9 protein-coding genes are annotated in these 13,667 nt (G+C 42.6%); 4 read left to right on the top strand and 5 right to left on the bottom strand.

What is annotated here, in order from left to right; all coding sequences use genetic code 11:
* Nucleotides 1–103: 103 nt before the first annotated feature.
* Nucleotides 104–904 carry a M48 family metallopeptidase gene (locus AN214_RS17790; RefSeq protein ID WP_010560376.1) on the bottom strand — a complete coding sequence of 267 codons (801 nt, stop codon included), beginning with the start codon at nt 902–904 and terminating at the stop codon, nt 104–106.
* 203 nt (nt 905–1,107) lie between these two features.
* On the opposite strand from AN214_RS17790, the gene AN214_RS17795 reads away from it, so the two are divergent.
* Entirely contained in the window at nt 1,108–2,286 is a 1,179-nt protein-coding gene (locus tag AN214_RS17795; protein ID WP_152960802.1) for a multidrug effflux MFS transporter, read from the top strand.
* 75 nt (nt 2,287–2,361) lie between these two features.
* On the opposite strand, the gene grpE is transcribed toward AN214_RS17795, so the two are convergent.
* Nucleotides 2,362–2,946 carry a nucleotide exchange factor GrpE gene (grpE, locus tag AN214_RS17800; protein WP_054980960.1) on the bottom strand — a complete coding sequence of 195 codons (585 nt, stop codon included), beginning with the start codon at nt 2,944–2,946 and terminating at the stop codon, nt 2,362–2,364.
* A 56-nt stretch (nt 2,947–3,002) separates the two neighbouring features.
* Nucleotides 3,003–3,947, bottom strand: a complete 945-nt coding sequence (locus AN214_RS17805; RefSeq protein ID WP_054980961.1) for a hypothetical protein — start codon at nt 3,945–3,947, stop codon at nt 3,003–3,005.
* 71 nt (nt 3,948–4,018) lie between these two features.
* Between AN214_RS17805 and nadK the strand changes: the two genes are divergently transcribed.
* The 3 genes from nadK (at nt 4,019) to recN (ending at nt 7,455) form a co-directional block, all read left to right on the top strand.
* Complete coding sequence (gene nadK, locus AN214_RS17810) at nt 4,019–4,897, top strand: NAD(+) kinase (RefSeq protein WP_054980962.1); 879 nt, start codon at nt 4,019–4,021, stop codon at nt 4,895–4,897.
* Between the two features lie 210 nt (nt 4,898–5,107).
* Entirely contained in the window at nt 5,108–5,626 is a 519-nt protein-coding gene (locus tag AN214_RS17815; RefSeq protein ID WP_054980963.1) for a hypothetical protein, read from the top strand.
* 164 nt (nt 5,627–5,790) lie between these two features.
* Complete coding sequence (gene recN / locus AN214_RS17820; RefSeq protein WP_054980964.1) at nt 5,791–7,455, top strand: DNA repair protein RecN; 1,665 nt, start codon at nt 5,791–5,793, stop codon at nt 7,453–7,455.
* A 98-nt stretch (nt 7,456–7,553) separates the two neighbouring features.
* Here recN and AN214_RS17825 read toward each other — a convergent pair whose 3' ends face one another.
* Complete coding sequence (locus tag AN214_RS17825) at nt 7,554–8,969, bottom strand: FAD-dependent oxidoreductase (RefSeq protein ID WP_054980965.1); 1,416 nt, start codon at nt 8,967–8,969, stop codon at nt 7,554–7,556.
* A 10-nt stretch (nt 8,970–8,979) separates the two neighbouring features.
* Nucleotides 8,980–13,437: a glutamate synthase large subunit gene (gltB, locus tag AN214_RS17830; protein ID WP_054980966.1), complete on the bottom strand. Its 4,458-nt coding sequence runs from the start codon at nt 13,435–13,437 to the stop codon at nt 8,980–8,982.
* Nucleotides 13,438–13,667: the final 230 nt, after the last annotated feature.

Consider the following 13,667-nt stretch of genomic DNA (forward strand, 5'->3'; position numbering starts at 1 on the left):
TATTCTTATTTTTAAATGTAGACCAAACTGACGTTTTTTTAAACTTTTAATTTGAATTTCTAATTGAGTAAAAATCAATTTACTCAATTAGAAAAAAGCTGCGTTATTCGCAGTGAGGGCGCTTATTTTGTGCTTTAGCTTGATTGTGTAATGCCATCGCATCTGGCATCCAGCTACGCAAATCACTAATACGGGTATCTGATGATGGGTGCGTTGATAAAAATTCCGGTGGTGCACCGTTATTATTTGCTGCCATATTACGCCATAATTCAACTGACTGCTTTGGATTAAACCCAGCTTTTGCCATCAGATCTAAGCCTATTTTATCGGCTTCGCTTTCATGCATACGACTAAACGGCATCATACCTAAATATTCAGCACCTACACCTAACGCCATCATAGTTTCATTGTGTAAACGGTTTCCTTGCGAACGACTATACGCGTCTGCAACTTGCAGAGTGGCCTGTTTAATACCGGCTGCAGTCATACGTTCATTTGAATGCTCGGCAATTACGTGCCCTACTTCGTGGCCAAGTACTGTTGCTAATTGGTCTTGCCCTTGTGCTACTTTTAATAGCCCCGTATGTACGCCTATTTTACCACCTGGAAGCGCAAATGCATTTGCAGATGGTTCTTCAAATACCACCACTTCCCATTGTTGATTCGCGTATTTTGCAGGAAGCACTGAAATAACATTATCAGCAACACATTGCACATAGCGATTGATTTTGGCATCGGTGTTAATTGGTTGCTGCTTTTTCATTTGAACAAAGCTTTGTTTACCAAGCTGATTCATTTCCGCTTCAGAATACATGGCAATCTGTGTGCGCCCTGTTGGACTCGATTTACACCCAACCAGCGTGGCAGCCACTGAGAGTGAGAGCAATACATGAGATAATTTCATTACGTTTTCCCTAATGTCGTTTAGCGCTGTTTAACAAATATTGATTTTGCAATATTTACCATCACAAAGCCCTGAATTGGTACGGTAATTTATTTTTAACAATAAACCTACAATTTAGCAAAGCGCTTAATCGGATCTGTTGTATCAAATCACATATTTTACACGTAAAATAGGGTTCCCCGATACCCTGAATAAGTATTTCTGTGACTGAAAAAACGTTATCTAAATTCATCTTACCCCTACTATCGGCGCTCGTCGCAACAACGCCATTAGCAATTGACCTGTACTTACCTGCTTTTGTTGCAATATCAAGCTACTTCAACACCGATATGGCGCAAGTCCAACTTTCTTTAAGTAGCTATCTAGCTGGCTATGCGTTAGGCATGATGTTATTTGGGCCGCTAATTGACCAAAAAGGCAGGCGTTTGTTCGCACTCTTTGGCTTGCTAGGCTTTGGCTTATGTTCTTTTTTACTTACCGCTACACAGTCTATTGATGCCTTTATTGTTTTACGCTTTGCACAAGCATTTTTTGGCTCTGCTGTCACCGTCGTCGTACCTGGTATTATTCGCTATATGTATCAAGAAAACACTGCTAAAGGCATGTCTTACGTGTCGATGATTATGATGTTAGCACCACTGCTCGCACCAAGTATCGGCAGTATGTTAATGATCACCTGGCATTGGCATGCTATTTTTTATGCACTGACGATTTATGCTGGTGTGCTGTTTGTATTAGCCTATTTTTATTTAAAAGAAGTACCTATTCATCCCAGCAAAATTAAAGGTTTGGCGCTGTTTTTTTCAAACTATCGCATTGTGCTCACAAACAAAAAAGCACGTTTTGATATTGTTATTTCCATGCTCGCCTCGTTCGCGTTCTTTTGCTTTTTAACCAAAGTATCAGCAATTTATATGGCACACTTTAAGGTGAGTGAAACCCTATTTGGGGTGTTATTTGCATTTAATGTATTGGCGTTAATGTTAGGTAACTTTATTAATACCCGGTTAGTGCCTAAATTTGGCTCGCGTAAAATGCTCAATATTGGCTTAGCCATTAGCTTTATTGCGGTAACTTGCCTTATTTTAGTCAGTGTATTTACGCACAATGTGTATTTGGTTGCAGCGTTTATTGCGCCACTGATGATGAGTTTAGGCATTATGGCAACCAACGCCGATGCGCTGATTTTAATAAATTTCAAGAAGAAATCTGGAACAGCTACCGCTGTGATAGGTACTTTACGCTTTGGCAGTGGTGCCTTTGCAGGCCCAATTTTAGCGTTTATCCCATTACCGCCAAGCATCGGATTTGCGGTTGCTATGGCAATGGCAGTAAGCGGTATTTTAATCTGCCAATTAAAGCAGTTAAAGTTCGGCCATTAGTACATTTTATTTGCCACAACAGGCACAAAAAAAGCTGTAACCAAGGTTACAGCTTTTTTGCATTCTTAAGCACTATTATTCAGCAGTTTTAGACACCATTACCATTGCTGGACGAAGTAAACGACCATTTAGTAGGTAACCTTTTTGCATTACTGCAATAACAGTGTTTGGTGCAACATCAGCAGATGGCTGAATTGACATCGCTTGGTGGAATTCAGGGTTAAACGTTTCGCCTTGTGGCGCAACCACTTCAACACCAAACTTTGCTACGGCATCAACAAAGCTTTTTGCCGTCATCTCAACACCTTCGATTACCGGCTTAATGTGTTCGTTTTCTTTGTCAGCAAACTCAATCGCGCGCTCTAAGTTATCAAGCACAGGTAGTAGTTCATTGGCGAATTTTTCAAGGGCAAACTTGTGTGCTTTTTCAACATCTTGCGCTGTACGACGACGCATGTTTTCAACTTCTGCGGCAGCACGTACTACACTGTCTTTTTGCTCTTCAATTGTTTGCTTCGCTGCTTCGAGCTCTGCATTTAATACTGCAATTTCCGCTTCTGCGCTTAGCTCTTCACCGCCTTGTTGTAGCTCTTCTGCTACTTGGTCAAGGGTTTCCTGTACTTCTGCTTCTTGCTCTGGCTGATTATTTTGCTCAGACATTGATACTCTCCGAAATCTTACAACTGATGCTAATTATGGGGATTGATAAACGCCTTTCAAGAGCTAATAGCGCAATTAATCGATATTTCATTGATAATTGCTTCAATTTTCGCCGACTTTGGACAGAGCACACATAAACGGCCTTGGTATATCTCTTGTGAAAAGTACGGCACGCTCAGTAATAAGTAATCTTCCAACGCACCAAACGGCAAGTTGTCGTGGTACATAACCGACATGCCCATTTTCATCGCTAACTTTTGTTCTACATAATCTAAAAATGGCGCGCCAATTTGATTTAACTGCTCGCTAGACAGTGCACCAAATAAATAGTGACTGCCAATAACAATGCTACTATCTACATGCAGTTTTTCAGCGAGCGCCTTAATCCACATACCAAGCGAACCATGACAAAACATTGGTGCACTTTGGCGCATCGCCACCATGCGGCGTAACCCTTCAGCCAAGTTATGCCCTGCAAAAACAGTATTTAGCCACGCATTAAACTGATTGCGTAATGCATCGTTTGCTTCGCGAGGCTTGTTAATTTGAATGTTTTGGCTATTACCGTCTCTATCGAACAATAAAATAAGCCAGTTTTCAAAGCTAAAATCGAGCACTTCTGCACGATAAATATGTTGCTGCATGGCCTCTGGCAAACTCACCAACACACACAGTTTATATTGTTGGCTTAAGCGATGTGAAAATTCGGTAAGGTTTTGCGCACTAGGTTCCCAATAGTCTGCAATATCCGAAAGTTGAAAAAATTCATCAAACCAATAACTAAAACCCAGCTCTGTTGGTACACGTCCCGAAGAGGTGTGAGGCGCATACAATAGCCCCGACTTTTCCATACGCGCCATTGCATTGCGTACTGTCGCACTGCAAATATTAATTTGTTTCTGCTTTACCACATGGCTTGATGCAACTGGCGTACCTTCGCCATTGCAATATAAGTCCATAACGGCAGAAAAAATGAGTTGATCACGGGCGCTTAATTTCATGATTATTATTTATGGCCTGATGATTAAAAATCAAGATATACTGTAGGCAAGACTTTATCAGTGACGATTTTATGGCACAAGTATTTAATAACATAGGATTGATTGGCAAACCGAACCATGAAGGCGCGGCTGTAACACTTGCCAAACTGCATACCTTTTTAACGGCACTCGGTTATCAAGTTTACGTTGAAAGCCGTGTCGCTGAACCCATTGTTGATGAAGAGCATTCAGCGTCGTTAGTTGAAATTGGCCGCAACTGTGATTTAGCGATTGTGGTTGGAGGTGACGGTAATATGCTAGGCGCAGCTCGTGTATTGGCCCGCTTTGATATTGCGGTTATCGGCGTGAATAGAGGTAATCTCGGTTTTCTTACCGACCTTGATCCCGACAATTTTGAGCGTGAGCTTGAGCAAGTACTGGCTGGTAAATTTAGTGAAGAAAAACGCTTCTTGCTGGAAGTGGAAATCTATCGCCATGAAGTGCTAAAAAGCTCAAACACAGCGGTTAACGAAGCCGTGTTGCATGCCAATAAAGTTGCGCACATGATTGAGTTTGAAGCCTTTATTGATAGAGAGTTTGTATTCTCGCAAAAATCTGACGGCCTTATTGTGTCAACGCCAACAGGCTCGACTGCCTATAGTCTTTCTGGCGGCGGACCCATTTTAAACCCGAAGCTCAACGCCATTTCATTGGTGCCTATGTTTCCACACACACTAACCAGCCGTCCACTTGTGGTGGATGCAAACAGTGAAGTAAAACTGGCATTGAGCCCAGCTAATGATGTGGACTTACAAGTGAGTTGTGATAGTCATGTTGTGTTAGCGGTATTGCCAGGTGATGAAATTGTGATCAAACGAAGTGAGCAACAGTTGCGCATGGTACATCCAAGCAAATATTCGTATTACAATGTACTGCGCCAAAAGTTAAACTGGGGCAGTCGTTTATATTAATCAACCTGAAATCAAAATAACAAATTAAGTTCTAGTGGGTACCAAGGCATTGCATCGTTAAATGTGCGTACACTCGCCTTATTTTATCGCACAAATTTGTCTTGTACTTGGAAAAACTATAAAACTAGAACGCACAAGAACATTATTGCTAAGTGTGTTACGCAATTTACTTAGTCAGATTCAGAGTAATCATTTGAAAGGAAAGAAAAAGTGGGGTTTGTAGTATTTTTAACCACCGTTTTATTAATTGTACTGTTAACGACATTTTTAGTCATCGATAACAATCGAAAAAAAGCATTAGCACTTGAAAAGCAACAACAAAGCGAACGTATCGAAGTTGTCAGTTCACGTTACAGCAAAATAGTGCAAAGCTATGGTAAATCACGCATTGTAAAACCAAAAGACATTAGTGGGTTATCGCAAATCAACAACAATTACTTTGTAATGCAACGTAAAAATGATGAAACCATTACCCATTATGAACAAGTAATCGGTAACCTAACTGACGTACTCGAAAATGAGTTGCTAAAGTTTGAATCGGCAGAAGATAAATTGACGTTAAGTAAACAAATTTATGCATTTGTTGAACAATTACCTACATCCGGGCACCAATTCAACAGTGATTTTTATTTGCATCAATTGCCTTCATTAAGCCAACAAGTGATAACGCCAACACTTGCATCAACTGATGAAAACGTTGAGCCGGAACTTCACGAAGAAAACGTATAATTTAATCTGCGCTAAAGCCTAAATATAGGCTATTAGCGCAAACCCGTTTCAATACTTCTGCTTACTCTTTTTTTCTTCCGCAACAAAATATCTTCATTTTTAACTTGCCTATTTTTTATTTACTGTATAAATTACCAGTTAATATACTGTATGGATAATCAGTTATGTTAACATCATTACAAGTAACAAATTTTGCAATTGTTGAACACCTTGATATTGAATGGCATCAAGGTATGACAACTATCACAGGTGAAACTGGCGCGGGTAAATCAATCGCTATTGATGCCCTATCGCTATGTTTAGGCGAACGTGCCGAAGCCAGTATGGTGCGTGAAGGCGCCGATAAAGCCCAAGTTTCGGCGGTGTTTGATATTCAAAACTTACCTGCTGCACAACACTTTATTAGTGAGCATGAATTAGGTGATAGTAACGAATGCATTATCCGCCGCGTCGTTTCGGCAAACGGCCGCAGTAAAGCCTATATAAACGGCGTAATGGTACCAGCAGGGCAGTTAAAATCGCTCGGCAGCTTGCTTATTTCAATTCACGGCCAACACGCGCACCAACAGCTCAATAAAGCCGGTTATCAGTTGTCGGTAGTTGATAGCTTTGCTGGACACATTGAGCTTGTGAGCGACGTTAAAACGGCATACAACGCGCTGCAATCACTTGAAAAAGAAAAGGCGACGCTAAGTCAGTCACTACAGCAAGCAGCCGCTGAAAAGCAATTGCTCGAGTATCAAGTGGCTGAATTAGATGACTTTTCTCTTGATAGCGGTGAGTTTGAAGAAATTGAACAACAACATAAGCTGCTAAGTAACGCAAATTCGTTGCTTGAAGGTACACAAAAAGAGCTGCAAATTATTTATCAACAAGATAATTATAATGCGTACTCTATGGTGCAATCGAGTGCAAACCAAATTGCTGAGTTAGCAAGTTTAGATAAAAAGTTGGCACCAATCGCCGACTTGTTATTTGAAGCGGGCATCAGTTTAGAAGAAGCTGCGCGCGAACTTAGCCATTATCAAGAAAGCGTTGAGATGGACCCTGCGCAGTTATCAGAACTTGATGATCGAATCGCGCGCGCACTTGATTTGGCAAGAAAGCACGATATTTCACCTGAAGCGATCCCAGATTTACACGCTGAGCTAAAGCAAAGTCTTGCCAACATTGAGCAAAGTGACGAACGTCTCGCCGCACTAGAAAGCGAAATTGCCGAGGCTAAAGCACATTATGTGACTGTCGCCACGCGCCTTTCGCAAAGCCGAAAAATCGCAGCAGATGAACTATCAAAGCAAGTTACTGAGTCACTAGTGATGTTATCAATGGAAAACGCCAAGTTTGCCATTGTGGTTGAGCAACAAGAGATAACCAGCAGCAAAGGCCTAGACAGTATAGATTTTCAAGTTGCTGCTAACACAGGCCAACGTTTACAACCGCTTGTGAAAGTAGCCTCGGGTGGTGAGCTATCACGTATTAGTCTTGCCATTGAAGTGATTATTGCAGATAAGATGACTACGCCAACCTTAATTTTCGATGAAGTTGATGTGGGCATTTCTGGCCCAACTGCATCAGCCGTTGGTAAGTTATTGCGCCAGTTAGGCAATAGTACACAGGTTATTTGTGTAACCCACTTACCGCAAGTTGCATCAAGTGGTCATAATCAGTTTTTTGTCAGTAAAAGCGATGATGGCACACACACGCATACGCATATGTCGGTACTGGATAACTCGGGGCGAATTGATGAAATTGCACGCTTATTAGGCGGCACGAATATTAGTGAAATTACCCGCACTAATGCCTCAGAATTACTGTCGCAATACCATTAAGCACAAAAAACATAAACATTAAAAAGGTGGGCATTTACCCACCTTTTTAATGTTATAAGCTACCCTAAATGTTTAACCACATTTAGGGCTATACAGTACTAAACTTCGAGATAGTCCATAATGCCTTCTGCTGCGTTGCGGCCCTCATAAATAGCGGTAACCACTAAATCAGAACCCCTTACGGCATCGCCACCAGCAAAAATTTTAGGATTAGATGTTTGGTGTGTATATGCGCCTTGCTCAGGTGCAACAATACGGCCCCATTTATCAAGTTCTACATCAAACTCACTTAACCACGGCATTGCATGAGGCTGGAAACCAAATGCCATGATCACCGCATCGGCTGGCACAACATGCTCAGAACCGGCTACTTCCTCTGCACGACGTCGGCCATTTTCATCGGCCTCGCCAAGCTGCGTTTTAACCATTTTTACGCCAGTTACTTTGCCACTGTCATTAAGTACAACCCCTTTTGGTTGTACATTAAACATAAACTCAACGCCCTCTTCTTTGGCATTTTTTACTTCACGTACTGAGCCTGGCATATTGGCTTCATCACGACGATAAGCACACACAACGCTACTGGCATTTTGACGAATTGAGGTACGCACACAGTCCATTGCCGTATCACCACCACCTAACACAACGACGCGTTTGCCTTGCATATTGATGTAAGATTCTGGTGTTTCGTCGTAACCCATTTGAAAATTGGTATTGGCAATTAAAAATGGCAATGCATCAAACACACCATCAGCATCTTCGTTTTCAAGGCCTGCACGCATATTTTGATAAGTGCCCACCGCTAAAAATACCGCGTCGTATTCATCAATAATGGTTTGTAGTGCAATGTCTTTACCGACCTCGGTATTTAACACAAATTCAACGCCCATCCCCGTGAAAATTTCACGGCGGTTTTCCATTACCGATTTTTCTAATTTAAACGATGGGATACCAAACGTCAGTAAACCGCCAATTTCAGGATGGCGGTCAAACACCACAGGTTTAACACCATTACGCGCAAGAATATCAGCACAACCTAACCCTGCAGGCCCCGCTCCGATAATAGCAACTTTCTTATCGCTCCAAACCACGTGCGACATATCTGGCTTCCACCCCATCGCAAAGGCTGTATCAGAAATATACTTTTCGATATTACCTATGGTTACCGCGCCGAATTCTTCGTTGAGTGTACACGCACCTTCACATAAACGGTCTTGCGGACATACGCGTCCACACACTTCAGGCAGGCTATTGGTGCGATGCGACAATTCAGCCGCTTCGATCACTTTGCCGGCTTTGATCAGTTTTAACCATTGTGGAATATAGTTGTGCACAGGACACTTCCATTCACAATATGGATTACCACAGTCAAGGCAACGATCGGCTTGCGAGTCAACTTGTTTCGCTGAAAACGGTTCGTAGATTTCAACAAACTGTTTTTTACGTGACGAAATAGGCTTTTTGCGCGGGTCGACACGCTGCACATCGATAAATTGATATACGTTTTGTGACATTATACTCCTCCTATTGCGCCTGTATTCTTAATTCAGCACTTGAACGTGCTCTATGACCAAGCAAACCTTTCACATCACTCGATTTAGGTTTAACCAATCTAAATTGCGCAATGTATGACTCAAAATCAGCTAAAATTTGCTCTGCGCGATTTGATTGTGTTGCTTCTAAATGCTCGCCAATTAAGCCGCGTAAATGCTCATGATGAATATTCAAATCTGCAAGCTCTACTAATTCGACCAGCTCTGTGTTGATGCGTTTATCAAAGTCGCCTTTTTCATCAAGTATGTAAGCAAAACCACCTGTCATACCTGCGCCAAAGTTGATACCGGTGTCGCCAAGCACACACACAATACCACCAGTCATATATTCACAGCCGTTGTCACCGAGTCCCTCTACTACCGCAATTGCACCCGAGTTACGTACCGCAAAGCGCTCACCCGCTCTGCCTGCAGCAAATAATTTACCGCCAGTTGCACCATACAAACAGGTGTTACCTGCAATCGTTGCATGATGTGATTTAAACGATGAACCAAGCGGCGGACGTACGGTAATTTTACCGCCAGCCATGCCTTTACCGACATAATCGTTAGCATCACCAGTTACATGTAGTTCAAGACCGCCCGCATTCCAAACACCCAGTGATTGGCCTGCCGTACCTTGTAGTTCGATAATAATCGGATCGGCCGCTAATCCCTGATTTCCGTGAAGATTCGCAATATAGCCGGATAGCAACGCACCAACTGAACGGTCAGTGTTTCGAATAGGCGCGCGCAATTTAATCGACGTTTTGTTCTCAATTGCCTCTTTTGCTTGAGCCAACAAACTTTCATTGAGTTTACCTTCGTAATGCGACGTATTTGGCGCACTGCAATATAAGGTTTCACCGCTCTTGTTGTTTGGCTTAGCAATAACCGGAGATAAATCAAGCTTGCTTTGTTTTGAAGTTGTGCCTTCTAACACTTCAAGCAGGTCGGTTCGGCCAATTAAATCAACTAATTTAGTTACCCCTAAGCTCGCCATAATTTCGCGTGCTTCTTCTGCAATAAACTTAAAGTAGTTCATCGCCATTTCCGGTAAACCGTGATAGTGCTTCGCACGCAGTGTTTCGTCTTGCGTTGCAACACCTGTTGCACAGTTATTTAAATGACAAATTCGCAGGTATTTACAACCAAGAGCAACCATAGGACCAGTGCCAAAACCAAAGCTTTCTGCACCTAAAATAGCCGCTTTAATAATATCTAAACCCGTTTTTAAACCACCATCGGTTTGCAAGCGAATTCGATGACGTAAACCATTTTCAACCAGTGCCTGTTGCGTTTCTGCAAGGCCTAATTCCCAAGGACAACCCGCATATTTAACAGAGGTTAATGGTGAAGCACCCGTACCACCATCATAACCCGCAATGGTAATAAGGTCGGCATAAGCTTTAGCAACACCAGTAGCAATTGTGCCTACGCCCGGTTCGGATACCAACTTCACTGAAATCATGGCATCTGGGTTTACTTGCTTTAAGTCAAAAATAAGCTGAGCTAAATCTTCGATTGAATAAATATCGTGATGCGGTGGTGGCGAAATTAATGTTACACCAGGTACTGAATAACGTAGCTTAGCAATGTACGGAGTCACTTTTTCACCCGGCAATTGACCGCCTTCACCTGGTTTTGCACCCTGAGCCACTTTAATCTGAATGACATCAGCATTTTTGAGATAGTGCGGCGTTACGCCAAATCGACCCGATGCAACTTGCTTAATACGCGAGTTCTTTTCTGTGCCGTAGCGAGCGACATCTTCCCCGCCTTCACCTGAATTTGAACAACCACCTAAGCGGTTCATTGCAATCGCTAGCGCTTCATGTGCTTCAGGCGATAACGCACCGATACTCATTGCCGCTGAGTCAAATCGCTTATAAAGTTCAGTTGCATCTTCCACTTCACTCACATCAATAGCCGTTTGCCCTGTTTTCAGTTTTAACAAGTCACGAATATTAGTGACTGGACGGGTGTTTACTAAATCTGCATATTTTTGGTAATCCTGATAATTACCTGAGCGCACAGCTACTTGTAATGTTTGGATCACATCCGGGTTGTACGCGTGATACTCTCCGTTATGCACGTATTTTAACAAGCCACCGTGGTCGAGCGGCTTGCGCTTGATCCACGCTTTACGCGATAAATTAATAAGATCTTGGTGGAAATCGTTAAAGTCTGCACCTTGAATGCGCGAAACAACGCCTGAGAAACACAAGTCTACAACTTCATCGCTTAACCCTACTGCTTCGAACAGCATCGAACAACGGTAGCTAGCAACGGTACTAATGCCCATTTTAGACATTATTTTGTAGAGACCTTTGTTAATTGCATTACGATACGCCAAGGTCACATCGCGATACGATTTTTCTATAATGCCGGTATCTACCATTTGTGTTAGCGTTTCATATGCTAAATATGGGTAGATAGCGGTAGTACCAAAGCCGAGTAATACGGCAAATTGATGTGGGTCACGACAGCTCGCTGTTTCAATAATAATGTTAGTATCACAGCGTAAGTTCTTACTCACTAAGCGACGCTGCACCGCACCCACTGCCATCGCAGCAGGAATCGGCAAAGTGTCAGGTGTTAAACCTTTATCACTTAATACAATCAATACCGTACCTTGACGCGCTAAATCTTCCGCTTGGTCACATACGTTTTCAATTGCCGATAACAATGAGTCATCTTTATCATAATTAATCGACAATGAGGCAAATGAATAATGCGCCTGATCTGCAGACAACAACTGACTCATATCAGAGTAAGTCAACACTGGCGATGAAAACTGTAAGCGTTTTGCGTGCCCTGTTGTCTCGTTAAATACGTTTTGTTCACGACCAATACAGGTAGCCAGTGACATAACATGGTTTTCACGTAATGGATCTATTGGCGGGTTAGTCACCTGCGCAAATTTTTGACGGAAATAGTCATAGACTAAACGTGATTGTGACGACAGCACCGCAAATGGCGTGTCATCGCCCATTGACCCCGTTGCTTCTTGGCCTGAGTTGCCCATTGGGCGAATAACTTGGTCAAGTTCTTCGTTACTGTAAGCAAATTGCTTATGGTAAATCGCCAGCATATCATCGTCGTATTCACGTTGACCGATAAGGTCTTGCTCGTCAATTTCCTCCAATGGCACTAAACGTTTCACGTTGTCAGTTAACCACTGCTTGTAGGTATGGCGCTTTTTCAAATCTTCGTCGATTTCGCACGATTGCCATACTTTGCCATGCAATGTATCAATAACCAGTAATTCACCCGGCCCAACACGGCCTTTTTCTTTAACCTCGTCAGCAGAGTAATCCCAAATACCCACTTCTGACGCTAAAGTAATATGATTATCTTTAGTAATTACATAACGAGCAGGACGTAACCCGTTTCGGTCTAAGTTACACGCAGCAAATCGGCCATCCGACATTACTAACCCTGCAGGACCATCCCAAGGCTCCATGTGCATTGAGTTAAAATCATAAAAGGCACGTAAGTCTTCATCCATCGCACGATTTTTCTGCCATGCAGGTGGCACTAGCATGCGCATAGCACGGAAAATATCCATGCCACCCGCTAAGAATAGCTCTAGCATATTATCTAAGCTTGAGCTGTCTGAACCGGATTCATTTACAAATGGTGCCGCACTTTGTAAGTCAGGTAGTAATGGTGATGAAAACTTATACGCACGCGCTCTCGCCCACTGGCGGTTACCTTCAATAGTGTTAATTTCACCATTGTGTGCAAGGTATCTAAATGGTTGTGCCAACGGCCAGCGCGGTTGCGTATTAGTAGAAAAACGTTGGTGGAAAACGCAGATAGCAGATTCCATACGCATATCGGCTAGATCAAGGTAGAAATTCGGCAAATCTGCCGGCATCATTAAGCCTTTATATACCGATACTAAGCCCGACAGGCTCGCAATATAAAAATGTTCATCATTAATTTGTTTTTCTATGCGACGTCGTGCGATGTACAAACGGCGCTCTAAATCTTTTGGACGCCAGCCTTCTGGCGCTGAAATAAAGACCTGTTGAAAATTAGGTAATTGTTCCAGCGCAATCGGTCCTAGACTTGCTGGATTAACGGGCACATCGCGCCAACCAACCAGTTTTAGCGTTTCTTTTTCTAGTTCTTCACTAATTACCTGTTTGTTGTGCTCTGCGATGACCGGATCAGGACTTAGGAATAACATACCAACAGCGTAGTTTTTACCTAAGTGCCAATCATTTTCTGCAGCAACAGCACGGAAGAAACCGTCTGGTTTTTGCAATAACAACCCACAGCCATCGCCGGTTTTACCATCTGCTGCAATACCACCACGGTGTTGCATTCGATCTAACCCGGTGATCGCTGTGCGAACTAATTTGTGACTCGGCTGACCTTCAATGTGCGCGATAAGGCCAAAACCGCAATTATCTTTTTCTAATCTCGAGTCATATAACATGTTGGACTCCTCCCTTGCTACAGCTCAAGTGAACAAAACAGTTGTGATTGACGGAAGTATTGGCGTGACCGTATCGAAGTTTTATGACAGTTCGATAAGTAATAGCGATTTTGTTAACGCGAAACAAAGGTTGCTAATGTTGGTACGTGCCGTGTGTTCACTTGCGCGATTCTCAAAATTAACCAAGATATTGCTTAGAGTCAACCAAATTATGAATACATATTCAGGTT

Source organism: Pseudoalteromonas sp. P1-9 (assembly GCF_001399975.1).
Taxonomy (GTDB): Bacteria; Pseudomonadota; Gammaproteobacteria; order Enterobacterales; family Alteromonadaceae; genus Pseudoalteromonas.

What these genes read in the sequence shown, in the direction of transcription:
- nadK (WP_054980962.1), top strand. Translation starts at nt 4,019, where the DNA reads ATGGCACAAGTATTTAATAACATAGGATTGATTGGCAAACCGAACCAT.
- gltB (WP_054980966.1), bottom strand. Translation starts at nt 13,437, where the DNA reads ATGTTATATGACTCGAGATTAGAAAAAGATAATTGCGGTTTTGGCCTT.
- AN214_RS17825 (WP_054980965.1), bottom strand. Translation starts at nt 8,969, where the DNA reads ATGTCACAAAACGTATATCAATTTATCGATGTGCAGCGTGTCGACCCG.
- AN214_RS17790 (WP_010560376.1), bottom strand. Translation starts at nt 904, where the DNA reads ATGAAATTATCTCATGTATTGCTCTCACTCTCAGTGGCTGCCACGCTG.
- recN (WP_054980964.1), top strand. Translation starts at nt 5,791, where the DNA reads ATGTTAACATCATTACAAGTAACAAATTTTGCAATTGTTGAACACCTT.
- grpE (WP_054980960.1), bottom strand. Translation starts at nt 2,946, where the DNA reads ATGTCTGAGCAAAATAATCAGCCAGAGCAAGAAGCAGAAGTACAGGAA.
- AN214_RS17805 (WP_054980961.1), bottom strand. Translation starts at nt 3,947, where the DNA reads ATGAAATTAAGCGCCCGTGATCAACTCATTTTTTCTGCCGTTATGGAC.